26 protein-coding genes are annotated in these 24,061 nt (G+C 54.4%); 14 read left to right on the plus strand and 12 right to left on the minus strand.

Translation table 11 applies throughout. From position 1 onward, the window contains the following. The first annotated feature begins 22 nt into the window (after positions 1-22). The 5 genes from AB3175_RS08675 (at position 23) to lptE (ending at position 6,025) form a co-directional block, all read left to right on the plus strand. Positions 23-1,225 carry a bifunctional 3,4-dihydroxy-2-butanone-4-phosphate synthase/GTP cyclohydrolase II gene (locus AB3175_RS08675; protein WP_367360547.1) on the plus strand — a complete coding sequence of 401 codons (1,203 nt, stop codon included), beginning with the start codon at positions 23-25 and terminating at the stop codon, positions 1,223-1,225. 158 nt (positions 1,226-1,383) lie between these two features. Further along, positions 1,384-1,848 carry a 6,7-dimethyl-8-ribityllumazine synthase gene (gene ribE, locus AB3175_RS08680; RefSeq protein ID WP_367360548.1) on the plus strand — a complete coding sequence of 155 codons (465 nt, stop codon included), beginning with the start codon at positions 1,384-1,386 and terminating at the stop codon, positions 1,846-1,848. A 218-nt stretch (positions 1,849-2,066) separates the two neighbouring features. Further along, positions 2,067-2,525 carry a transcription antitermination factor NusB gene (gene nusB / locus AB3175_RS08685; protein WP_367360549.1) on the plus strand — a complete coding sequence of 153 codons (459 nt, stop codon included), beginning with the start codon at positions 2,067-2,069 and terminating at the stop codon, positions 2,523-2,525. Between the two features lie 267 nt (positions 2,526-2,792). After that, complete coding sequence (gene leuS, locus AB3175_RS08690; protein ID WP_367360550.1) at positions 2,793-5,381, plus strand: leucine--tRNA ligase; 2,589 nt, start codon at positions 2,793-2,795, stop codon at positions 5,379-5,381. A 140-nt stretch (positions 5,382-5,521) separates the two neighbouring features. Continuing rightward, the gene (lptE, locus tag AB3175_RS08695; protein WP_367360551.1) at positions 5,522-6,025 is read left to right on the plus strand and encodes an LPS assembly lipoprotein LptE; all 504 of its coding nucleotides are present in this window, start codon (positions 5,522-5,524) and stop codon (positions 6,023-6,025) included. Between the two features lie 70 nt (positions 6,026-6,095). On the opposite strand, the gene rpsT is transcribed toward lptE, so the two are convergent. Further along, entirely contained in the window at positions 6,096-6,371 is a 276-nt protein-coding gene (gene rpsT / locus AB3175_RS08700) for a 30S ribosomal protein S20 (RefSeq protein ID WP_367360552.1), read from the minus strand. Positions 6,372-6,763: 392 nt separating this feature from the next. On the opposite strand from rpsT, the gene clpS reads away from it, so the two are divergent. From clpS to pdxT, 9 genes are all read left to right on the plus strand, one after another. Beyond that, positions 6,764-7,075: an ATP-dependent Clp protease adapter ClpS gene (gene clpS / locus AB3175_RS08705; RefSeq protein ID WP_367360614.1), complete on the plus strand. Its 312-nt coding sequence runs from the start codon at positions 6,764-6,766 to the stop codon at positions 7,073-7,075. A 97-nt stretch (positions 7,076-7,172) separates the two neighbouring features. After that, complete coding sequence (gene clpA / locus AB3175_RS08710; protein WP_367360553.1) at positions 7,173-9,479, plus strand: ATP-dependent Clp protease ATP-binding subunit ClpA; 2,307 nt, start codon at positions 7,173-7,175, stop codon at positions 9,477-9,479. Next, positions 9,457-10,179, plus strand: coding sequence for a leucyl/phenylalanyl-tRNA--protein transferase (aat, locus tag AB3175_RS08715; protein WP_367360554.1), 723 nt, complete (start codon positions 9,457-9,459; stop codon positions 10,177-10,179). The genes clpA and aat overlap by 23 nt, the downstream gene beginning before the upstream one ends. 200 nt (positions 10,180-10,379) lie before the next feature. Then, on the plus strand, positions 10,380-11,546 hold the full coding sequence (locus AB3175_RS08720) for an acetyl-CoA acetyltransferase (RefSeq protein WP_367360555.1): 1,167 nt from the start codon (positions 10,380-10,382) through the stop codon (positions 11,544-11,546). A 2-nt stretch (positions 11,547-11,548) separates the two neighbouring features. Beyond that, positions 11,549-11,983, plus strand: coding sequence for a Zn-ribbon domain-containing OB-fold protein (locus tag AB3175_RS08725; RefSeq protein WP_367360556.1), 435 nt, complete (start codon positions 11,549-11,551; stop codon positions 11,981-11,983). Positions 11,984-12,157: 174 nt separating this feature from the next. After that, on the plus strand, positions 12,158-12,793 hold the full coding sequence (gene hisH / locus AB3175_RS08730) for an imidazole glycerol phosphate synthase subunit HisH (RefSeq protein ID WP_367360557.1): 636 nt from the start codon (positions 12,158-12,160) through the stop codon (positions 12,791-12,793). Then, positions 12,783-13,562, plus strand: coding sequence for an imidazole glycerol phosphate synthase subunit HisF (gene hisF / locus AB3175_RS08735; RefSeq protein WP_367360558.1), 780 nt, complete (start codon positions 12,783-12,785; stop codon positions 13,560-13,562). Before hisH ends, hisF begins: the two co-directional genes overlap by 11 nt. Positions 13,563-13,747: 185 nt before the next feature. Beyond that, positions 13,748-14,629: a pyridoxal 5'-phosphate synthase lyase subunit PdxS gene (gene pdxS, locus AB3175_RS08740; RefSeq protein WP_367360559.1), complete on the plus strand. Its 882-nt coding sequence runs from the start codon at positions 13,748-13,750 to the stop codon at positions 14,627-14,629. Positions 14,630-14,667: 38 nt separating this feature from the next. Then, positions 14,668-15,321 (plus strand): pyridoxal 5'-phosphate synthase glutaminase subunit PdxT, encoded by a 654-nt coding sequence (gene pdxT / locus AB3175_RS08745; protein ID WP_367360560.1) that lies wholly within the window; start codon positions 14,668-14,670, stop codon positions 15,319-15,321. Between the two features lie 668 nt (positions 15,322-15,989). On the opposite strand, the gene AB3175_RS08750 is transcribed toward pdxT, so the two are convergent. The 11 genes from AB3175_RS08750 to AB3175_RS08800 form a co-directional block, all read right to left on the minus strand. Next, a complete protein-coding gene (locus tag AB3175_RS08750; RefSeq protein ID WP_367360561.1) occupies positions 15,990-16,943 on the minus strand; it encodes an MlaD family protein in 954 nt (317 codons plus the stop codon). Next, positions 16,927-17,349 (minus strand): hypothetical protein, encoded by a 423-nt coding sequence (locus tag AB3175_RS08755; RefSeq protein ID WP_367360562.1) that lies wholly within the window; start codon positions 17,347-17,349, stop codon positions 16,927-16,929. The genes AB3175_RS08750 and AB3175_RS08755 overlap by 17 nt, the downstream gene beginning before the upstream one ends. Positions 17,350-17,393: 44 nt before the next feature. Then, positions 17,394-18,179, minus strand: coding sequence for an MlaE family ABC transporter permease (locus AB3175_RS08760; RefSeq protein WP_367360563.1), 786 nt, complete (start codon positions 18,177-18,179; stop codon positions 17,394-17,396). A gap of 132 nt (positions 18,180-18,311) precedes the next feature. Continuing rightward, entirely contained in the window at positions 18,312-18,977 is a 666-nt protein-coding gene (locus AB3175_RS08765; RefSeq protein WP_367360564.1) for a 4'-phosphopantetheinyl transferase superfamily protein, read from the minus strand. Continuing rightward, entirely contained in the window at positions 18,904-19,725 is an 822-nt protein-coding gene (locus tag AB3175_RS08770) for a lysophospholipid acyltransferase family protein (protein ID WP_367360565.1), read from the minus strand. Before AB3175_RS08770 ends, AB3175_RS08765 begins: the two co-directional genes overlap by 74 nt. A gap of 9 nt (positions 19,726-19,734) precedes the next feature. Further along, complete coding sequence (locus tag AB3175_RS08775; RefSeq protein ID WP_367360566.1) at positions 19,735-19,983, minus strand: phosphopantetheine-binding protein; 249 nt, start codon at positions 19,981-19,983, stop codon at positions 19,735-19,737. A 33-nt stretch (positions 19,984-20,016) separates the two neighbouring features. Beyond that, a complete protein-coding gene (locus tag AB3175_RS08780; RefSeq protein ID WP_367360567.1) occupies positions 20,017-21,294 on the minus strand; it encodes a beta-ketoacyl synthase in 1,278 nt (425 codons plus the stop codon). Then, a complete protein-coding gene (locus AB3175_RS08785; RefSeq protein WP_367360568.1) occupies positions 21,284-21,763 on the minus strand; it encodes a 3-hydroxyacyl-ACP dehydratase FabZ family protein in 480 nt (159 codons plus the stop codon). Before AB3175_RS08785 ends, AB3175_RS08780 begins: the two co-directional genes overlap by 11 nt. Further along, positions 21,753-22,487 (minus strand): 3-oxoacyl-ACP reductase family protein, encoded by a 735-nt coding sequence (locus AB3175_RS08790; protein ID WP_367360569.1) that lies wholly within the window; start codon positions 22,485-22,487, stop codon positions 21,753-21,755. The genes AB3175_RS08785 and AB3175_RS08790 overlap by 11 nt, the downstream gene beginning before the upstream one ends. A 2-nt stretch (positions 22,488-22,489) precedes the next feature. Next, the gene (gene fabA / locus AB3175_RS08795) at positions 22,490-23,080 is read right to left on the minus strand and encodes a bifunctional 3-hydroxydecanoyl-ACP dehydratase/trans-2-decenoyl-ACP isomerase (protein ID WP_367360570.1); all 591 of its coding nucleotides are present in this window, start codon (positions 23,078-23,080) and stop codon (positions 22,490-22,492) included. Next, on the minus strand, positions 23,077-24,057 hold the full coding sequence (locus AB3175_RS08800; protein WP_367360571.1) for a 3-oxoacyl-ACP synthase III family protein: 981 nt from the start codon (positions 24,055-24,057) through the stop codon (positions 23,077-23,079). The genes fabA and AB3175_RS08800 overlap by 4 nt, the downstream gene beginning before the upstream one ends. Between the last annotated feature and the right edge of the window lie 4 nt (positions 24,058-24,061).

A 24,061-nucleotide genomic window follows, 5' to 3' on the forward strand; every position in this document is an offset into this window, starting at 1 on the left:
TTTCAAATGAGGAGAGAGAGTTATGAGTTTGTGTAAGATAGAGGAGGCCATCGAGGACATCCGGAACGGCAGGATGATTATTCTGGTGGACGATGAAGACCGGGAAAATGAGGGAGATCTCTGTATGGCGGCGCAGTTTGTAACGCCTGAGGCGATCAATTTCATGGCGAAATATGGCAGAGGACTGATCTGCTTGACCTTGAACGAGGAGATGGCCGATAAGCTGAATCTCCCAATGATGGTGCAGGACAACCGCTCCCGCTTCGGAACGGCCTTTACGGTTTCCATCGAAGCGCGGTGCGGTGTGACCACGGGCATTTCCGCCGCGGATCGGGCAACGACCATCCAGGCGGCTGTGGCGGATAACGTTCAGCCCGGTGATCTTGTCAGCCCCGGCCATGTTTTTCCCATTGTGGCGAAAAAGGGAGGTGTCCTGGTCAGAACAGGTCAGACGGAGGGCTCGGTTGACCTGGCGAGACTGGCGAAGCTGAAGCCCGCGGGGGTGATCTGTGAAATCATGAAGGATGACGGGACGATGGCCCGAATGCCCGATCTGGAGGTCTTTGCCGAGGAGCACGGCCTGAAGATAGCGACCATTGCCGATCTCATTGAATTCCGCATGAAGCACGAATCGCTGATCCGCCGGGCGGCGACGGCAACCATACCCACCCGCTATGGCGGAGAATTCAAACTGGTGGTCTACGAAAACGATGTGGATAAGTTCCAGCACCTGGCCATGGTCAAAGGGGATATCCAGCCGGACGATGAGGTGCTGGTACGGGTCCACTCCGAATGCCTGACGGGAGACGTGTTCGGTTCCGAACGCTGCGACTGCGGCGATCAGCTCCATACGGCCATGGAGATGATCGACAAGGAGGGGAAGGGCGTCATTGTCTACATGCATCAGGAAGGCCGTGGAATCGGGCTGGTCAATAAGATCAAGGCCTACGAGCTTCAGGAGCATGGGCAGGATACCGTGGAGGCGAATATCGCCCTGGGCTTCAAGCCGGATCTGCGGGATTACGGAATCGGGGCTCAGATCCTGGTCGATCTCGGGGTGAGGAAGATGCGCCTTATGACCAACAACCCGAAGAAAATCGTAGGCCTGGAAGGATATGGGATCAAGGTTACGGAGCGGGTGCCCATTGAAATCACTCCGACGGACAAGAATATCCGTTATCTGACCACGAAGAAGAAAAAAATGGGACACATTCTGGAGATCTAGCGTCCCGGAGCGGGGATCGCAGGGACTGTCCCTGAAGGGGTAGCAGGATAAAGCGCTGAAGTTTGCTGAAGCCTGTGCCGAAAATCCGGTCAGGCCGACTGCGAAGCGAGAGCCGGGACAGGAATTGCAGGAACAGACGACAGAAAAAGGAGGATGACATGCCGATAGCGACAGAGGGGCGTTTAATTGCAACGGGAATGAGAATTGGCATCGCTGTCAGCCGTTTCAATGATTTTATCGGCAGCCGGCTTCTGGATGGTGCTCTGGATGCCCTGATGCGTTCCGGGGCGGAAGAAAAGGATATTCAGATTTACCGGGTTCCCGGGGCATTCGAACTGCCGCTGGTGGCTAAAAAGCTCGCCGCCAGCAAACGCTTTGATGCCATCATCTGTCTGGGGGCGGTAATCCGTGGTTCGACCCCGCATTTTGATTACATCAGCGCGGAAGTTTCCAAAGGGATTGCCAACGTCGGCCTGGAACTGGGGGTTCCAATCTCCTTTGGCGTTTTGACGACGGATACCATCGAACAGGCTATTGAACGGGCGGGCACCAAGGCAGGAAACAAGGGGTGGGACGCCGCCATGACGGCCATTGAGATGGTTGATCTGTTAAGGCAGATATAAGGCCTTTTATCCGGGACGCATCCTGGAGAATATCGGGCCGACGGATGCTCTGCCGCCGGTGGCCCATGTCTGCCATGAGGTTCTTCCAGTTCCGGACGGGAGATGATATCGGGGTGGCGCGGCAGCAGCGACACCGCTGAGCGGCGGCTTTTCCCGGGAGCTGGGCGAGCCGCTGCGGCCGGGGTCGCTATGATGTTACATTGGAATCAGAGGAGTTCATGCGTCAGAGAAGAATAGCACGGGAAATAGCCCTGCAGGTTCTTTACAGTCTGGAAGTTATGGGGATGGAGGCCGGGGAGGCCATTGAGCTGTACTGGGCGCATCACGATGCGTCCGTGGACGCCAGGCCGTTTTCGTCCCTTCTCATCGAGGGGACCTGGGAACATCGGGATCAGATTGATTCCCTGATCGGCAGCTGTTCCGAAAACTGGTCCATAGCGAGGATGTCGAAAGTCGACAAAAGCATCCTGCGCATGGCGGTTTTTGAACTCTGCTTCTGCGCGGACATCCCGCCCAAAGTGACGATGAACGAGGCCATTGACCTGGGAAAGGTTTACGGCTCCGAAAACTCCGGTTCTTTTATCAATGGGATTCTTGACGCGCTTTATGTAAAACTTGGAAAAAAGGAAGCGGATCAGGAAATCACAAGCGGCGTCCTCGAGGAACCAAAACAGTAAACGCGCCCTTTTTCGGACGTGCAACCCCATTTTTTTTGAAACGGCCTTCCAATCCTTCCTCCTTCGGCAACACTCCATTGATAAACGGCCGGGTACGCTAAGTACCCTTCATCAGAATCATGCACCATCGCGGGCTTCCTGTGCGTGGTTTGACCGTGCCCTCCCGGATGCCCAAATCCGGGAAGTCAAAAGTGACGACAGTTTCCGTGTTGAATGCGCTATCGTAATATGTTAGAGAACATACCGACTTTAATCGGGGAGTGCCTTATGAGCAGAAAATACATGCCTCTGGAAATTGAGGAAAAGTGGCAGCGATACTGGGAAGAAACCGGTACGTTCAAGGTGACGGAAGACCCAGCAAAAAAGAAATACTATCTCCTGGAGATGTTTCCCTACCCTTCCGGCAAGATCCATATCGGTCATGTGAGAAACTATACCATCGGCGATGTCGTGGCCCGGTACAAGCGAATGGAGGGGTACAACGTTCTGCACCCCATGGGTTGGGACTCCTTCGGCATGCCGGCGGAAAATGCCGCCATTGAAAGGGGGATCCATCCCTCCATCTGGACGAATGAAAACATAGCCCACATGAGGATGCAGCTCAAGAGGATGGGGTTCAGCTATGACTGGGACCGTGAGGTTTCGACCTGTGAACCGGAATATTATCGCTGGGAACAGCTTTTCTTTCTCTGGATGTTTGAAAAGGGCCTCGTCTATAAAAAAACATCCAGCGTGAACTGGTGTCCGCGGTGTGAAACCGTTCTGGCCAACGAGCAGGTGGAAGCCGGGCTCTGCTGGCGCTGCAGCAGCGAAGTGAAGGAAAAGGTCCTGGACCAGTGGTTCTTTCGCATAACCGCCTATATCGACGAACTCCTGGAGGGATGCGATCGGCTGACGGGATGGCCGGAGCGGGTGCTGACCATGCAGCGGAACTGGATCGGAAAGAGCTTCGGCTGCGAGGTGTCCTTTCCCATGGCGGATGGACCGGGCGAGATCAAGGTCTTCACCACCCGGCAGGATACGCTGTTCGGCGCCACCTTCATGCTGATTGCCGCCGAACATCCCCTGGTCATGGAACTGGTCAAGGGGAAGGCCCTTGAAAAAGAGGCGCTGGCCTTCGCCGAGGAGGTCAAAAAACAGGACAAACTGATGCGGACCTCGGATTACTATGAAAAGCAGGGGCTCTTCCTCGACTGTTACTGCCTCAATCCGCTGACCGGCTGGAAGATGCCGATTTTTGCGACCAATTTTGTCCTGGCGGATTATGGCACGGGATGTGTGATGGCTGTGCCGACCCATGACCAGCGGGACTTTGAATTTGCGGAAAAATTCAATCTCCGCAAGGTGGTGGTCATCTCTCCGCCGGGGAAAACGCTGGATCCGGAGACCATGACGGAAGCCTATGTGGAGGAGGGGATTCTGATCAATTCCGGTCCTTTTGACGGGATGGAAAATCTCAAGGCCCTGGATGCGATTGCCGATTATCTGATTTCCCTGGGGAAGGGGAAAAGGACCGTCCAATACCGGTTGCGGGACTGGGGCATCTCCCGCCAGCGGTACTGGGGAGCGCCGATCCCCATGGTCAACTGTCCGAAGTGCGGAACGGTGCCGGTGCCGGAATCCGACCTTCCCATCGTCCTGCCCCGGGATGTTGATTTCTCCGGTGAAGGGGGATCGCCCCTGGCAAGGCACCCCGATTTTCTGAACACGGCCTGCCCCGCCTGCGGCGGTCCGGCGAGGAGGGAAAGCGACACGATGGACACCTTTGTGGAATCCTCCTGGTATTTTGAACGCTACTGCTGTCCCCATTTTGATCAAAAGCCCGGCATCAAGCGGGAGCAGGTGGATTACTGGATGCCCGTCGATCAGTACATCGGCGGAATTGAACACGCTATCCTCCATCTCCTCTATGCCCGCTTTTACACCAAGATGCTCCGGGATTTCGGGCTGGTGGGGGTGGACGAACCCTTCACGAATCTTCTGACCCAGGGAATGGTCTGCAAGGAAACCACCCGCTGTCCGGAGCACGGCTATCTGTTCCCGGAGGAGGTCACGGAAGGCCGCTGCACCCATTGCGGTGCCGGGGTGATTGTCGGCAAGACCGAGAAAATGTCGAAATCCCTGAAAAACGTCGTCGATCCGGATTATCTCATCCGGCAGTACGGGGCGGATACGGCCCGAATGTTCTGCCTCTTTGCGGCGCCTCCTGAAAAAGACCTGGAATGGAGCGACCAGGGGGTGGAGGGATCCTTCCGCTTCATCGGCCGCACCTGGCGTATCGTGATGGACTATCTGGACGATCTCCAGGGGATTGCACCCTTTAGCGGCGGCGAAGAACTGGAGGGCGATCTGAGGAGTCTCCGCCGAAAGACCCATCAGACGATTCAAAAAGTCCGGGAGGATATGGGCGAGCGTTTCCATTTCAACACGGCCATCAGCGCCATTATGGAGCTGGTCAACACCCTTTACAGCACACCCAGGCCGTCCCGGGAGGACCGGAAGGCGCTCGCCGTGGTTCGGGAGACGATCGAAGCCATTGTTGTCCTGCTGGCCCCGATCGTGCCCCATCTTACAGAAGAGCTCTGGCAGATGCTGGGCCATCAAGGTGTCTGCCTCGCGGATACCCCGCTGCCGGTTTATGATCCGGCTGTTGCAGCAAGGGATGAGATGACCATTGTCATCCAGGTGAATGGCAAAGTGCGGGGCCGGATTGCCGTGGCACCGGATGAGCGGGAGGATCGAATTCAAGCCTTGGCGATGGCTGATGAGAAAGTATCCCGTTTTATCGAAGGAAAAACGGTGATCAAGCAGGTCTATGTGCCGAAAAAACTGTTGAATATTGTCGTTAAGGGATGAGGATAGTCGAGAGGCGTTCGGCTTGGAATGACCCATAGCGTTGGAATTCGGGAAAAATTCAGGCCGGCCGGTCAGAGGTGGATGGAGAGGCCATGAAGGGGATGGATTGCCAGAGGGTGTCTGGACGGTGGACCGGGCTTGTGTGCGCTTTGATTATGCTGTGGATGAGTTCCGGTTGCGGATATCATCTGGCTGACGGTGAGGATAGCATCGATCCCGCCATCCAAAAGGTTTTTGTCGACACCTTTACCAACAGGACCAGCGAAGCCGGGATTGAAAACCTCTTCCGCAGCGCCTTCATGGATCAGGTCCTGCGGGGGGGGCGTTTTCAGCTTGCCGGCAGCCGTGAGGAAGCGGATGCCCTGATCCGGGGGGATATCCGAAGCCTGAGCACTTCTCACCTCTCCTATGGGAAGACGGATCTTTCTGTGGAAGAGCGGCTCACCGTTGTGATGGATGTTACGTTTGAGGAGCGGACGTCGAAAAGGATTCTCTGGCAGGTCCGGAACTTCAACTATTACAACGACTACACGGTGGCGGGCGAACAAACGAATGTGATGGAAATCAAACGGAAAAACGCCTTGGTGAAGTTGTCCGGCGATGCAGCGGAAAGGGCGTACAGCCTGATCCTCTCAGGATTCTGACGGCTGCCGTACGCCCTGTCTCATGAATTGTGGGGCCAGATGTCGAAAAAACCGGGCTTCGAAATGAAGTCTATGCCTCGGCGGCAAACTGGACATTGACCTTGCGGGTGAGCCTGGATATATAGCGGGAAGCGGTCTTGTGATGATAAACGCCCTTTGCGCCAGCTTTGGCAATGACAGGAACCGCCTTTTGCAGGGCGTTTAACGCCCCCTCTTTATCCCTTGCCTCGACAGCCGTAAGCACCGATTTGATGTAGGTTTTAACTCTTGATTTTATAGAGATATTTCCCACCCGGCGTTTCTCATTCTGCTTGCTTCTCTTTTCTGCGGATTTATGTGTAGCCAAGAATTTTCCTCCTTCTTAAGAGTTCAATAAGTAAATTTGACTTTCTATATGAAACCCATTTTCATGTCAAGGTGAAATTGGCCGTCAGGGACTTCGCAAGATTTATGTCCGATAGGGATTGCCATGAGGAGAAGGTGTGATTACATTATATTCGTCAAGGGAAGCCGCAGGCGTGATTGTATGAGCAGGGAAAGAATTTGAATTTTGGGTGAATTTGAATTATATAACTGGTACAATGCTCCATTAGATGGTTGAGAAGATTGGCTTTTATTGAGGAATTCCTTCTTCGGTGGCAAAGAAAGATTCTCCCGGCATGAAACATGCCAGCAGAAGGACTCGAACTCCTGCAGTCCTGAAGAGGAGGCCGTACCTGATTGGGAAGCGGAAAGAGAATGCACCAGGAACCGAATCACAGCGATGAGTTGGACATCGGGCTGGAAAACGAGATTTTAAAGCCCAGGATGTACCGTGTTTTGCTTCACAACGATGACTATACCACGATGGATTTTGTCGTTTATATTTTGATGACCATCTTTCACAAATCAGCCGCAGAGGCGACGAGGATCATGCTGGATGTGCACAGGAAGGGTCTGGGCGTCTGCGGAATTTACACCTATGACATTGCATCTACGAAAATTGCCCGGGTTCATTGCATGTCCAGGCAGAGGGAGTTTCCTTTAAGGTGCAGCATGGACGAAGCCTGAAAAGGAGGCCCCGGAGAAATCCGGCCGGGCGGTTTGGCCGGATGAAAGGCCGGGACCGGCCCGGCCACAGGAAGTTTTAAAACGAGAGGTAAGAATAATGAGGCTTAGTGAAAGCTTGAATCAAATTATCATGGCGGCCTATGCGGAAGCAAAATCACGGCGCCATGAATTTATTACCCCGGAACACCTGCTCTATGCCGCACTTTTCTTTGATGAAGGGCGGGATATCATCGCGAGATGCGGGGGAAATCTGGGCCATTTAAAGAGCGCCCTGGAACATCATCTTCATGATTCCCATGCAAAGCTGAATGATTCGGATGCCGTTCAGTCTCTGGGTTTTCAGAGTGTTCTCGAGAGGGCTGTATGGCATAATTCGTCGTCGCAGAAAGAAGTCCTGGATCTGGGGGATGTCCTGGTCTCCATTCTGGAGGAAAAGGAGTCTTTCGCCTCCTACTTTCTGGCCCAGGAGGGGATAACCAGGCTCGTGCTTCTGAATTATATTTCTCATGGCATACCGGCCATACCGGAAAAGGAATTTGAGCACGGCCCGAAGCATGAAGATCCCAAGGCCGACGGCGAGACGGGCCGCCGCGAACAGGAAACGGTGAAGAGCGAAGTGCTCAAGGCCTTCACGACGGACCTGACCGCCAAGGCCATGGCCGGTGAACTGGATCCGTTGATCGGCAGGGAGGACATCCTGGATCGGACCATCCAGGTTCTCTGCAGGCGGTTGAAGAATAACCCGGTTCATGTGGGTGAACCGGGAGTAGGGAAGACGGCCCTGACGGAAGGGTTGGCCCAGATGATCATCCATGGAAAAGTGCCCCGGCGGTTGAAGCATGCCAGGATCTATGCCCTGGATATGGGTGCCCTGCTGGCAGGGACGCGATTCCGCGGTGACTTCGAAGAGCGGATGAAGCGTGTTCTTTCAGAACTGAATAAACTTGATAATGTGATCCTGTTTATCGATGAGATCCATAACATCGTGGGGGCAGGTGCGGTGTCCGGCGGCTCCATGGATGCCTCCAACATTCTCAAACCGGCGCTGGTCAACGGAAATCTTCGGTGCATCGGCTCTACGACGTATGACGAGTACCGAAAATATTTCGAGAAGGACGGCGCTTTGTCGCGGCGTTTTCAGAAGATTGAGGTTCCCGAGCCGACCGTTGAGGAGACGTTCCAGATCCTCAAAGGGCTGAAGGACAAGTACGAGGAATACCATCACGTCTATTACACGGAGGCGGCCCTGCGGTCCGCCGCGGAGCTGTCCGGAAAATTCATCAATGACCGGAAGCTCCCGGACAAGGCGATTGATGTCATCGACGAAGCAGGGGCCGTCGCCAATATGCGGCCGTCAGCTGATTATATCCGCCATGTGATTGATCAGCATGATGTGGAGCGGATCGTCGCCAAGATAGCCCGGATTCCCGAGAAGAACGTTTCCTCCTCCGAAATTGAAAAATTGAGGGATCTTGAACTCGAGCTGAAAAGCTCCATCTTCGGGCAGGATTCCGCCATCGAACAGCTGGTGGAAGCGATCAAGCGGTCACGGGCGGGTTTCCGCGAGCCGGACAAGCCCGTGGGCTCCTTCCTGCTGGTAGGCCCGACGGGTGTCGGCAAGACGGAGCTGGCCCGCCAGTTGGCTTCCTCTCTGGGCATTCCGCTCCATCGGTATGACATGAGTGAATACCAGGAGAAGCACACGGTCGCCAAGTTGATCGGCGCACCTCCGGGGTATGTGGGTTACGAAGAAGGCGGCCTTTTGACCGAGGACATCCGGAAATCTCCGCATTCCGTGCTGCTCTTCGATGAAATTGAAAAGGCGCACAGCGATATATTCAGTACCCTGCTCCAGATCATGGATTACGCGACCCTGACGGACAACACGGGTAAAAAGGCCGATTTCCGCAATGTCATTATTCTCATGACCTCCAATGCCGGTGCGCGGGAAATCGGAAAGCCGGCCATCGGTTTCGGCGGAAAGGAAATCAACCGGGATGCCGTGTTTGTGGAAATCGAGCGCATCTTCTCGCCGGAGTTCCGAAACCGCCTCGATGCCGTCATCAATTTCAATGCCCTGACCGATGAGGTGGTGTTGAAGATCGTGGAGAAGGCAATCCGGGATTTCAACAGACAGTTGCAGGACAAGAAGGTCGAACTGGAGGTTTCAGAGGCCTGCCTTGCCTGGCTGGCCCGTAAGGGCTATTCCCCGGAATACGGAGCCCGGGAGATTGCCCGACTGATTCAGGACAAGGTCAAACGGTTCTTTGTCGACGAGGTCCTTTTCGGCAGCCTGCAGCAGGGCGGCAAGGCCTATGCGGATATCGACGAAGATGATGTCGTCGTCAAGGTGATGGAGGAACAGCTCGAACGGAAGGACCATGCCGATCTTCCGGCTCGGTAAAGAGATTCTCTTTCCCCCCGTATCCCTGGCGATGGAAAACGGCCTCTTGGCGGTGGGCGGTGATTTGTCGCCCTACCGTCTTCTGGAGGCGTATCGGCAGGGCATCTTTCCCTGGTATTCCAATGGGGATCCCATCCTCTGGTGGGCTCCCCATCCCCGTTTTATTCTCTTCCCCCGGGAAATCGTCATATCCCGAAGCATGAAGCAGGTCCTGAAGCAGAAGCGGTTTTCCATGACCCTGGACCAGCATTTTGACGACGTGATTTCCGCCTGCGGAACAGTCGGCCGGCCGGCTCAGGATGGGACATGGATTACAGCCGGGATGGAGGAGGCCTATTGCATCCTTCATGAACTTGGCTATGCGCACTCCGTGGAGGTTTGGTGCGGCGAAAAGCTGGCCGGGGGACTGTACGGCGTTTCCCTGGGAGGCTGCTTTTTCGGCGAATCCATGTTTTCCAAGGAAAAAAACGCCTCCAAGGCGGCGTTGATATTTCTGGCGCAACTGCTTGGAAACCTTCATTTTACCCTGATTGACTGCCAGGTTTACACCTCACATCTCGCCTCCCTCGGTGCCCGTTTTGTTCCCAGGAAGACCTTCTCTTCTCTGATCAGGAAATCTCTCTCCGTGGCGACTTTGAGAGGAGACTGGTCCGCTCATCGTGAAATAGCGGATAAATGGCCCCTGGAGGACTGCTTTTAGGGAAGAAAAATATTGGAGAGGACGGGCGGAAAGAGCAGGGAATTGCGGGCAAGGTTGACAGGCCAATCCAGGCCAAAAGGCTGGCTTTTATAAATTGACAGTTGTGATATTTTGTGGTAGCAAAACCGCTGTTGAGCATTACTCCGGCAATGAAAATTGTGTGACGGGATGAACTAAACAAAAAGATCAGGAGGAAATTTATGAGTCGAGTTGCAGTTATTGGCGTAGGACAAAGCACCTTTGTTCGAAGCTATCCCGGTTCCATCAGGGAATTGGCGTTTGAAGCTTATAGTGAAGCAATGAAGGATGCAAATATACAGAACTCGGATGTTGACGCGACGGTCATGTGTTCCGCCCCCGAGTATGACAAGCAGAGATCCCCGGCTGGTGTTGTAGCCGAATATCTGGGTTTGAATCCCCAGCCGACCTTCTATGTTGAAACCCTCTGTTCATCCAGCAGTACGGGATTGAAGCTGGCTTACTCCCTGGTTGCATCCGGCCTCCATGACTGCGTTATGGTTCTGGGCTTCCAGATCATGTCCCAGTTGACCTCCAATGAGTCCCAGGAAAGAATGGGCCGGGGCGCCGACATTCAGTGGGAATCGACCTTCGGCACAATGATGCCTGCCTACTATGCCCTTCATGCCCAGGCTCACTTCGCAAGATACGGAACAAAACCGGAAGATCTCGCAAATATCCGCGTGAAATCAGCAACTTACGGTGTTCTGAATGACCGCGCCGTTTATCGGAAACCAGTGGCCCATGAAGATTTCCTCGATCCCCAGAAGATGGGCGGACCGGTCGCCAGTCCTCTGCGCGTGGGAGACTGCTGCGCAAACGCCGACGGCAGTTCCTGCATCATCGTCGCCAACGAAGAGAAGGCGAAGAGATTCTGCAAGAAGCCTGTCTGGATTCTCGGCGTCGGCGCCGCTTCGGCCTCGGTCAACATGGTCGGGCGTGAATCTTTGAGCGGGTTGGCGGTTGGCATTGAAGCGGGTAAGCAGGCTTACAAAATGGCCGGCATTACGCCGAAGCATATCGATGTTGCTGAAGTCCATGACTGCTTTACCATTGCCGAAATGATGGCCATTGAAAACCTCGGTTTTGCAGAGGCGGGCGGCGGTCCTGAATTGGTCCGTGCCAAAGAGACCTATAAAGAGGGAAGCATCCCCGTCAACATCGACGGCGGTCTTCTTTCCAAGGGGCATCCCATCGGAGCAACGGGTGGTTCGCAGGTTCGGACCATCGTTCGTCAGCTGAGGGATGAGGCTGATAATATTCAGGTGAAGGATCCGATGTTCGGTCTGGTTCATAACATCGGTGGTGTCGGCTTGTACGGTAGTGTGACTATTTTTGGGAGAGAATAATCATGGCTAAAGATAAAGATGTTCGCTTCAGTAAATTTGGGACGGTAAGCTTCACAGGTGTAACGCAGGTCAACGATTTTATTGATTACCTGGAACAGGGAAAGATCATGGGAACAGTCTGCAAGGATTGCGGCCAGAAATTTTTCCCACCACGCGCTCAGTGTTACAAGTCTCTGTCCAGCAATATGGATTGGTTTGAAGTCACCGGCAAGGGAAAGCTGGTTTCTTTCAGCACGCTTCGCTACGGGCCGACGGGCTTCACGGATGAACTGCCCTACACCATCGCCCTCGTAGATTACGGCGATTACAAGGTGTTCGGGCGCATCGACCCGGCGGTCTCCAATCCTGATGACTCCCTGAAGGTCGGTATGGAGATGGCGGCCAAGCCAGCCAAGACAAGCAACGGGCAGCTGACCTATGTCTTTCAGCCTGCGTAACGATTGCGCGGTGTAGAAGAGAAGAGTCAAGATTCGCATAGAGGAAAGCAGCACCAATTGAGAAGTGTGAAAGCCTTGCCTGGCTTCCGTGTCAGGCGAGGCTTTTTACATCGGAGACAGGACATTGCCCGGCTTTGACGAGGGAAGTATGGCGAGGCCCCTTCAGATGAATTTATGATCGCGATCATTGATTACCAGGCAGGAAATTTGACCAGTGTGTTCCGCGCCCTCAAGTGGTTAAAGCAGGAGTGCGTCGTTACAAAGGATTATGAAACGCTGTGCAGCGCCTCCCACGTTATTTTTCCGGGAGTCGGTGCGGCGGGGGATGCCATGTTCCATTTAAAGCGGACAGGGCTGGACCGGGTCATTATCCAACTCGCCCGGGAGGGGAAACCCCTGCTGGGGATTTGTCTCGGAACTCAGATTATCTTCGACTTCAGCGAAGAAAACACGACCCCCTGTTTGGGGATTCTCCCCGGCACGGTTAAACGTTTTCCCGAGGATCTGATGAGCAGCGGCGCCCTGCTGAAAATACCCCACATGGGGTGGAATTCCGTGTCCTTTCGAACAAACCATCCCGTTTTCCGCGGAATATCGGACCATGCGGAATTTTACTTTGTGCATTCGTTCTTTCCCCGTCCGGATTCAGAAGAATATGTCCTGGGAACAACTTCTTACGGAATCGAATTTCCCTCCGCGGTCGGGGCGGCAAATGTCGTTGCGGTGCAGTTTCACCCGGAGAAGAGCGGAAGGCCCGGGTTGGCGATCCTCGAGAATTTTTGTGGATGGAGAGGAACGGATGCTGAGTAAACGGATCATCCCCTGTCTTGACGTCCGCGCCGGCCAATTGACCAAGGGGATAAAATTCAAGGATAATATTGATATCGGAGACCCTGTTGAGGCGGCCCGCCGGTACTATGAAGAGGGGGCGGATGAACTTGTCTTTTATGACATCACCGCATCGGCAGACAGTCGGGACATCATGATCGATCTTGTCCGCCAGGTGGCGGAGGTCATCATGATCCCCTTCTCCGTAGGCGGAGGAATCCGGACGGTCGAAGACATGAGGCGCGTGATCCTGGCGGGAGCTGAGAAGATCAGCGTCAATTCGGAAGCCATCAAAAATCCTCTTCTCATCAGTGAGGGGGCCAAAGCCTTCGGCTCACAATGCATCGTTCTGGGTATGGACGTTAAAAAAGTCGATGCATCGTCATCCATTCCATCGGGTTACGAGATGGTCATTCACGGGGGCCGCATTTTTACAGGGATTGACGCCCTGGCGTGGGCCAGAAGGGCCGAGAGCCTCGGTGCCGGAGAAATATGCCTTAATTCCATTGATGCAGACGGCACCCGGGAAGGTTACGAGATCTATCTGACGTCCCTGATTTCATCAAATGTGCGCATTCCGGTTATCGCTTCCGGCGGGGCGGGCAACCCCGAGCATCTTTGCGACGTTTTGACCCGTGGCAGAGCCGATGCGGCACTGATTGCGTCCATGGTTCATTATCACAGTTATACAATACGGGACATAAAGACATACCTGGATTCTCAGGGCGTTAAAATGCGGATGTTTTGGTGAAGCCCATCCCGGAATGGGGAAGATGCCGGCAGCCGCCGCTCCCCGGGCCGGAATGGGAATGTCGGATTCTTTCCGGTTCGAAATTCTTTCATTTTGCTTTTACTCTTGACGTATTCCCAAAATCATCATAAAAATCAAATCACTTTATATCCTGGAATTCCCGGGAACTGGAGAGGTAACCTATCGTGGACACAAAAAGATATGAACTCAATGTTCAACTGGCACAAATGCTTAAAGGCGGCGTCATCATGGACGTTACCAATGTTGAACAGGCTAAGATCGCAGAAGAGGCGGGGGCTGTGGCGGTCATGGCCCTGGAGCGCGTACCGGCGGACATTCGCGCGCAGGGCGGGGTGGCAAGAATGTCCGATCCAGCCATGATCTCCGAAATCAAGAAGTCCGTTTCAATTCCGGTCATGGCAAAGGCCCGGATCGGTCACTTTGTGGAGGCGCAGATCCTGGAAGCTCTCAAGATTGATTATATTGATGAAAGCGAGGTTCTTACACCCGCTGACGAGGAGTGCCACATCGACAAAACCAGGTTTTCCATCCCCTTTGTCTGCGGTGCTCGAAATCTCGGCGAGGCGCTCCGGCGGATCGCCGAAGGCGCGGCCATGATTCGAACGAAGGGTGAAGCCGGTACGGGAAACGTTGTGGAAGCGGTTCGCCACATGAGGACCATGAATCGAGAAACGAGGCAACTGGCCAGCATGCCGGTTGAAGAGGTTACGGCTTTTGCAAAGAACAACGGGATTCCCCATGAGCTTGCCCTTCAGGTCCGGACACTCAAACGCCTCCCCGTCGTGAATTTTGCCGCGGGAGGGATTGCAACGCCGGCTGATGCCGCTTTGATGATGCAGCTAGGCTGCGACGGCATCTTTGTGGGGTCGGGCATCTTCAAATCTTCGGATCCTGCCAGGCGCGCCCGTGCCATTGTCAAGGCGACGGCCTACTTCAACGATCCGGCAAAGGTCCTGGAGGCCTCCATGGACCTGGGCGATGCCATGCCCGGGCTTGAAATCGCTCAAATACCCGAGGATCAGATCCTGGCGACGCGGGGCTGGTAAATCAAAAGTTTTTTTTCACGATGATCTGCAGCGAAGCATTGTTACAAAACAGAATCGGTGTTCTTGATCTTCAGGGAGGGGTTTGCGAGCATCTGGACCATCTGGAGCGTCTGGGAATAACCGGAAAAAGAGTCAAAGAATCCGGTGATTTTGAAGATATTGCGGGGTTGATCCTCCCAGGTGGGGAGAGCACCTGCCTTTCCCGGCTGATGCGGATCTTCGGAATGGAAGAGGCTTTGCTGGCTGCCTTTCATCGGGGCATGAACATCTGGGGGACCTGTGCCGGTGCGATTCTCCTGGCAACCCGCGTTCTGGGAGAAAAGCCTCATCTCGGGCTGATTGACATGGCCATTGAACGGAACGGTTTCGGTTCGCAGCTGGACAGTTTTTATCGCGAAGCTTCAATTCCCGAGGTCTCTCCGGACGCCATCCCCCTCACCTTCATCCGGGCTCCGAAGATCGTCGGCGTTGGACGCGATGTCAAGGTCCTCCTGCAATTTGAGGACTATATCGCTGCCGCGGAAAACGACCGGGTACTCGTCACCGTGTTCCATCCGGAATTAACGCCCTGCCTGGCCTTTCATCGCTATTTTGCCCTGAAATGCGGTGCCTTGACTCCAGAAAGCCTTGTCGAAGCCACCGGGCATTTCTGGAATGCAACAAGCTGGACCCGGCTTGCTCCACATGCCTGACCGGCTTGAGAGCAATTCAATCTTCCGGCGGATTTTCTCTTCTTTTTCCATGTCCGACCGGCTCCGGTAAAACGATTTCAGGCGGTCAAGATAAATCAGCAGGGGCCTCCTCCAGCCATGAACGGAAGCGAGGTCCACTGCACCGGTCAGCAGGGCTTCGTCCTCCCCTCGATAGCGGACCGCCAGCCCCGTGGCGATCAGCCGGGAGAGGTCATCGCGGATTCTGTGAACCGACCCGGAGATCTCCTCCCTGTCTCCCCTCTCCAGGGCTGCGGCAAGGTCCTGATAGGAGGGCGGAAGGTGCTCTCTCTGGAGCGAGTCGAAGCTCCCCGCCAATAAGAGATAATAGTTTTTTTGACGATCGGCACCGGCCGGATCGGCTTTTGCGATTTCGAGATATTCCCGGTGGTCGGGCGTTTCAAGGACAGCGATCCGGAGCGCAGACCGGGTCAGGTAAGCCGTCATAAGCAGCGATAAATCGCCGCTTCTTTTAATTTCCTCAATGGCCTTTTGAAAGTGAAATTCAGCCGTTGTGTCCTTTCCCGACAGAAAATCGCTCTTGTATCGTTCCAGATGGGAAAAGCTGGCCGTTCTCCATTCCGGGACGGATTTCCCGGCGCATCCGCATAACAGAAGCAGACAGCCACACATGAAAGCCAGGTATCGTTTCACGGCAGTTTTATCCTGGGCTCCTTCCTGAAGGGGATTTTCCTGTCCAACTCCTTGACAAGACTGTTGATCGTGCTGATCGTTTCATCGATGTCCCTGCGCAGCACTCCGAGATCCTTTGTCGATGCGTCCACGTTGGCGCCCACGTTGTTTACATGGATAACGAACTGATCCAGTTTGGCCAGCTTGCCCACAAGATCCACCAGGAGCGTTCGCATGGATGGGAAAATTCCGTCCTTGCCGTAAAGGGCTTCATCCGATTTTACAGCCATGGCATCCACCGTCTTTAAAATGCGGGTCATCTCCGTGGTTATTTCCTCTGTATTTTTGAGTGCTTCCTGTACGGCGGACACCGTATCCGGGTTGCCCAAGGCAAGATCAAGAAGGGAATCCGTGCGGGCCAGCCGCTCGGCCAGTGTTTCCGTGTGACGCAGAATCTGATTCACGTTTCCCTTCGGGTCGACCAGGTTCGCCGTCAGGGTTTCGATATTGATGGTGATCCGGTTCAGCCGCTCCACGACCGGTTCCAGTTTCTTGATGGTTGTGTTGATGTCATTGGCCACCACAACTTCCTTGATCGCTTCCGTGGACAGGGGGGGACTGCTCATTTTCCCCGTGGAAAGTACGATGCGCGGATCGCCGATCAGCGGCTTGTTGATGATAAACACGCTGTCCCGCCGAAGCCATTTCGCATGCCGGTGGAGAATTTTGATCCGGATCAGGATGCGCCCGTCATCGCCGAGTTCCAGGGCATGCACTCTGCCGATCTTGTAGCCTGACAGGAGGACCGGCATACCCTCCGTCAGATCTTCACCGGAAAAGGAGGCCAGTGTGTACGTGTCCACCCGGGAAAAAACATCCTTCTTGTAGGCCACATAACCGATGGCGGAAACAATCAGCACCGAGGTGATCAGGATGAACAGCCCGACCTTGTATTCAAGACTCCGAAACATCTTTTATCCTATAGCGGTCGCGATTCCATGAATAATCCAAAATCCTGCAGGAGAAATAAAGGTCATCGATCCGGGTCAGACTGTTCTCGATCAGTTCCGCATCGGGCAGATCAGGCACGAGACGAAAGGGCCGGTCAATGACGATCAGGGCATCCTGGACCATCGCCGCCCGCAGCAGTTTGACCAGGTAGCGTTCCCAGTGATCCAGCGCCGCAATTCGCAAACCGGCGATCTCCCGCTTCTGAAAACGGTTCAGAAGACCCACGACGACCCTCTTCGCCTGCAGCCTGCTTTCGCTGAGATGGTAAAGCCGTATTAGAGCAATATTCAGCCACACATTCAAGTTGGAAATCAGGGGAATGTCCGTTGAAACAAGCCCGAGGTTCTCCGGATGCCTCTCCTTCAAATCCGAAAGGGCCTCGTCAAGGCGATTCTCATCTTCAAATAATATTAAATGGAGCTTAGGATTAATGACAGGACCTCAATGACGACGATGGCTATAAATACGTTATTCATACCGGTCAAAACGGCTATGGGAATGCTGGACAATTCATTCGATGCCGTCAAACCGTATCGAATCGGAAGCAGGGTGATAAAAAATCCGAAGGTTGCGCATTTCAGGATCAGGATCACCAGGTCCGAAAAGTCGGCGGATACAACCAGAATCCGGATGTAGGCATCGAATGCCAGACCGAAAATCATCCGCGAAAACAGGGCCCCGCTCGCCAGAAGCACGAGGGTGAAAATGCCGTTGAGAAGAACGACGGAAATGATTCCGCTCAAAATTCTGGGGACAACGATATAATCGAAGGCGTCGATTCTAAAGACATTCAGCGCATCCAATTCCTTGCTGACCTTCATGACCGCCACCTCCGTGTTGAGCGCCGCCCCGGAGCGCAACGCCAGCAGGAGCACGGTCATAAAGGGGCACACCTCCGTGAAGATGAAGCCCATCAGAATATTACCCAGATTCCCCGCCATCCCCATCTGTTTGATGGAGTCAAGGACGATCCCCATCAGAAACAGGCCCATCAGGGCGGAAATATAGATGAACAGGGGCAGTATCTGTACGGCCGTAAAATACAGCTGCGTGATGATGACCAGTTGAGTGGCCTTATTGTACGTCTTGAGGTCAAGGAGATGAAGGATGACCTGCCAGGTAAAAAAAAGCGTTTCGAATGCGGAACGGCAAAGCTTTAACGTCCTTGTGCCTATGCCTTCAATAAAAGTAACCATTGAATTTCCGCAATCCAGGGTGCCGTGGTGATGATTCCTCGTCTTTACATGCCCTCAGGCAAAACATGCATTTCCGGAAAAACTACCATAGGAAGGCAAGGAGTGCAAATCCCAAAACGAAGGCCTTTCGAATCAGGGAACGGAAGGTTGCAGGAGGCAGGCATGGGCCAGAAACAACCCGTCATGACTCAGGCTGATGTCAACATCAAGGAGCCGGCCCCGGCAGAAGACCCGGGGCGGTGCCGCTGAAGATCCCTTCTGCTGCCGGACAATCTCCAGGTCCTCGAAATGCTCGGAAAGCAGTCCCGCAAGATAGAACCTTGCCGCCAGCCGGCCGGCCTCGGTATCGGGAGCGCGCCCCCCCTGAAGGGATGAAGAAAGGTAGTGAACATGACGGAAAACGCTCAGGGTATCCGGAGCGTGAGTAAAGGCAAGGCAGTGGAGGTAGGTATGGCGGTATTCAATCCGGATCCAGCACCTCCCAGCGGGCGTCAAGACGGAACCTGCAGACAGACGTGGAAAGAAAAGGCCCTGGATGTCCGGAGATTCCGTTCCGGAATCTTCATGGCCTTCAGGGTCTATGGAGACCGGAAAGAGCTTCGGGATGGCTGGTATGTCAGGACAGGCCTTGCTGATGGCTTTGTAAGCCGCTTCCTTGGCCGCCCAGCAGCACCAGAGCCTCAGTTCCGGGAAGGCGGATGAGGACAGGATGAAGTCCTGTTCATCAGGCGTGAAGACGCGGTTGAGGAAACGAATATTTCTGCTCTTCTTTTTTGCAGTGGATTGGGTCAGATCCACGATGTCGTTGCCGACATGAGGCAAAATGCTGTTCCTCCATATGGGCGAGTTTCTGTATGCATTGAGCCGCGTAGTGACGGTGCGCCCTGCGGCCGCTCAATTCCGTTGGTGCCGGTTCAATGACATCGACCAGCACGGAAAACTTTTCTCCCCACCGGGGCAGATTGCTGTATTGATCCTGATGATCTCCCCGGAGGTATAGGCAAAGCACTTTGCACTCCCTGCAGCAGTCGATCAACTGACCAATCCCGTAGGAAAAATTCTCCGTGTCCACATGGCCGATCCGGGAACGGCCCCCTTCCGGGAAAATCATGACATTCTGCTTGCTGTTCAATACGGCAAGACATTGGTCGAGTGTGGACTGGACCTCCTGGCGACCGGCTCCGCGGCTGATCGGAATGCACTTTGTAAGATAACAGACAACCGTGAGAAAGAGATTCCGTTGGAAATTCGCCCGCTCCGGGACGTTCCAGGGGAGCGTCTGATAGCTCAGAAGAAAACGGTACAACGGCGCGATGGCATAGGTCAGAATGGCGGAATCGATCATCGTCAGATGATTCGCACAAATGATCCACGGCCCTTCATGGATTTTGAAGAGCTCGTGGCATTTATGGCGGATCCTGCGGATGTCCCGGATTCGGTAACCCGCAAGGCGTATGGCAAGATATATCAATGGACCGACAATAAAAACGGCGATTCTGCCGAGAGCATATTGCAGTCTGAGAGAATTATTTCCCGCTTTCTTCATGAAGAACCCTTAAGCCAGTTTGCTTTGAACCACTTCGATTGCATTTCCGATGGTCCGGATTTTGTCGGCATCGTCGTCATCGATCTCTATTCCAAAGACATCCTCACATTTGATGATGACGTCCACAAGACGCGCGGAATTGACTTTGAGGTCGTTGAGAATGTGGGTATCTTTTGTCGCCGTTTCCAGAAGGGCGGGGTCCTTGGCGTAAAGCCTCAGGATGTTGATCAACTCTTCAAAAATCTTTTTTTCGTCCATTTTAATGCTCCTTTTCAATGCTCTTATTTGTTTTTATTCTTCCCATTTCTTAAAAATCAGGCAACTGTTCACATCGCCAAATCCGAAGCCGGCTTTGGCGATAATTTTCAAATCCGGGCACTCCACCGTCTGATGCGGAATGCTTTTGGAAAAAGCGGTAATCTCCGGATGGACATCCTCGCAGTTGATGGAGGGATGGAGAAACCCCTTGTAGAGCTCCAGCACAACGGCAACGCACTCAATGGCCCCGGCTGCACCAAGGCAATGACCGACCATGGACTTTGTTGACTGGATGTAGGGGAAATTTTCCGGACCGCGTTCTAACGCTCCGGTCCAGTTCTGTACCTCGTAGGGGTCAGCGAAGGTGGCCGTCAGGTGGCCGTTGATGGCCTCGATGTCCTGAGCCGAAATCCCCGCGTCGGCGATGGCTGCAAGGATGCACCTCTTGACCCCTGTCGGATTGGGGGCGGTCATGGAGCCCCCCATGCGGTGTCCGCCGCAATTGACGTGCCCTCCGAGCAGCTCCGCGTAAATGCGGGCGCCGCGGGCCTGAGCCGTTTCCAGGTCCTCGAGAAGAAGAAGGGCCCCCCCGGATCCGGGAATAAATCCGCCGGCTGATGCGCTCATCGGCCGCGATGCCTCTTCGGGGCGGTCATTCGATTTTTTGGAGAGCACCCGCATGGCATCGAAGCCCGCCCAGATATGGGGTGAGGCGCCTTCCGTGCCGCCGGCCAGCATGCGCTTGGCCAATCCGGCCCGAATCCGCGTCATGGCATCAAAAATGGCTTCATTGCCGGTGCTGCACGCCGAGGAGTTGGAGGTCACCTGGTTTCCCAGGGCCAGCAGTCCGCCGACACGCGCACTGGTCCCGCTGTTCATGACCTGTTCGACAATGCTGCTGCCCATCCGCTTCACTTTTCCCGCATTGACCATGGGAACCACGATATTGGCGATGGTGTCCATCCCCCCGATGCCGGAACCGACGATAATGCCCGAATCCCAGTCCACCTCATCGGAATCGAATGAAGGGACGGTCAGCCCGGCATCCCTCCAGGCATCAACCGCTGAGATTGCTGCGTAGCTGATATTCTCATTCATCGAAATCAGCTGTTCCGGGACGAAATATCGCTCCCGTATCGCCTCGACACCCTGCGGGATTCCACCGACCTGACAGGCAAAATTGAGCTCCTTCAACTCCGGAATATAGCGAATCCCGGACCGTCCTTCACGAAGGGCCGCTTCATATTCCTCCAGACCATGACCGTTGGGTGCAAGGACACCCATTCCTGTAATAACGACTCTACGTTTCATGCAACATAACCCCCGCCCCGGCTAGTACACCAAAACAGATATTTTCACCGTTTTCCCGTTCCATACTGATCTTTGTTTTAAGGCTTCCTCTCCGGAAATATATTTTTTCACCACGGATGACCACCCGTTCGCCGGGCGATACAATATTATTGAATTCGACACTTTCTACAAACGTAAAAAGGGTTGTCAATTGTCTGGTCTCTTCAAGAGAATTGTGCTTCTGCTGCATTGTCAGATAAAGCCCGAAAGCCACGACGCCGGTCTGGGCCATCGTTTCAATCAGAATCACTCCCGGGGTAATCGGACGGTCAGGAAAGTGTCCCGTATAGAAATACTCGTCCTCGCGATAACGGTATGCGCCGACGATGTGATTCTCGTCGAGCTCGATGATCTCATCGATGAACCGGAAGGGGTATTGCTGGGGAACCGCCTTCAGCACGAGATCCATGGTTTTTCGATCAGCCCCCATAAAGGCCTCCGTTGACATGAATCACCGTCCCTGAAATATAGGAGGCCCGGCAGGCGAGGAAGGAAACCACATCGGCGATCTCCTCCGGAGAGCCGAGACGCCCCAGGGGGATGCTGTCCAGGATGCGCTTTTTGACTTCCTCGGGCAGATTCTGGGTCATCGGGGTGTCAATGAATCCCGGCGCAATGGAATTCACCAGGATGTTTCTTCCCGTCAGTTCCTTGCAGAGCGACTTCGTAAAGGCGTCCAGGGCGGCTTTTTCCATCGTGTAGGGAATTTGCCCGCTGTTCCCGGTATGGCCGACGACGCTGGAGATGTTGATGATGCGACCGCTGTTTTTCCGGAGCATGAAAAGCCGCAGAATCCGTTTGGTCAGATACCAGCTTCCCCGGACGATGGCCCGCTGCAGATCGAAATCCTCCAGCGTCATACTGTTGATGTCCTTGTTGATGGAAATGCCTGCGGCATTGAGAAGCACATCGACACGGCCGGCCTGCTCCTTGATTTCGGCAAGCATGGACTCGACCTGGCCGGCATCCGTGAGGTCGGCCTTGAGAAGAAATCCGTCTTCAATCTCCGCAAGAACGGCCTTGGCCTGCTCTTCAACGATATCGATATAATTGATTCCCACCCGGAAACCTTCCCGGGAAAGAACCCTGGAACAGGCGGCGCCGATGCCCGTACCGCCCCCCGTCACTATCGCCACTGGTTTATTCGAACTCATGATTAGCTCCTGATGATTCCTCCCGTCGAATTGCGGGAGTGCTTGGGATAATCCGGGTAAACGATGCCGCTGAAAACACCGGACTGGGCCTTGTTGATCTCCGTGATCAATTCGTTGTCGACAAAGACTTTCGCATCGCCGATAACCACGCTGGAACCGGAATCTTTCAACTGGGAAAAGCGGCGGATATCCACTTCGTAGCGGACGCAGCGGTTATACGGACGAATCTGGCCGTTGAAGGAAACGTTTTGGCAGCCGAGCGCCCTACCCGCCCCGAGGGCCCCGCGCCAGACACAGTAAAACCCGAGCAACTGCCAGACGGCATCGACACAAAGACAACCCGGCTGGATAGGATCCCCGGAGAAATGACACTGAAAATACCACGCGTCAAGGCGAATATCCTGTTCCGCCACAATGCGGCCTTGACGACCGTCGTGGGTGATCGTCAGAATCCGATCCATCATGAGAAAGGGGGGCGCAGGAAGGCGGGCGTCAAAGCCTTCGGGGCGATTTTCCACGAGATTACCGTAAGCAAAGGCCAGCAGATCTTCAAGGCTGAAGCTGCCGCGTTCGCGAAACTCCTCATAGGTCATAATTGATCCTCAATTTTCAATAGGGTATGCACCCATGTCAGACCGCCCCCCACAACGCAGACCGCCACGTGGTCGCCGGGGGAAAAGTCGTTCCAGTGCTGGCTCAGAACAGCAGGAGCGCCGGAGCAGCCTGTGTTGCCAAAATATTCAACATTGTGCCAGTGCTGCTCCTCCAAAATGCCAGTGCGCTCGCAGGCGGTGCGGAGCATCCCGAGATTGGCCTGATGGCCGACAAAGCGGTTGACCGGGTAAACGGACTGCAACGCCCGGATGGAGTCCGTCGTCTTGCGGATGGCGAACCCCTGAACCGCATGCCCATCCTGGCGAAAATAACCCATCCGGGGAATAACTACCTTTTCCCAGGCTGTGGGCTTCGAATCACAGAAACTGGAGAGAAAGACGGCCCCGGAGGACTCCCGCGTTGAAACCACCGCCGCTGCGGCTCCATCGCCGAAGAGAACGGCGACGGCGCGATCCGAGTAATCCACGCTCCGGGTCATGGTTTCCGGATTGACGATCAGTACGAAAGGGGGAAGAGTCTCCGGTTTCATCATGTCCAGGACGTGAATATCCATCCCGAAGCTGCTGCAGGCCGAATTCACGTCGAAGCAGGGGACGTCGATGTTCAGTTCCGCGGCGACGGTCGATGCCTCCGCCGGTGTCAGATGATCCGAAGCGGAACTTCCCGAAATCACCATCCCGATATCGCCGGGAGAAAGCCCGGCGCGTTCGAGGGCCATCTGCGCCGCGAAGGCGGCGATCTGTGCGTTATTGTAGTCAGAGGCCTCTATCGCCGCCCGTGGATCCACATTTTTTGTGGAGCGGATATAATCGAGGGACATGACCGTCCGGCGGGCCGCAATGCCGACCCGCTCCATGATCCATTCTTCGTTCGTACCGATGTCCAGTTCTTCCAGAAAAGCATTGCTGATGACATTTTCAGGATGAAAATGACCTAAGCCGTGAAGATATAGCATAATT

The organism is Syntrophus sp. (in: bacteria), assembly GCF_040768185.1.
GTDB classification, from domain to species: domain Bacteria; phylum Desulfobacterota; class Syntrophia; order Syntrophales; family Syntrophaceae; genus Syntrophus; species Syntrophus buswellii.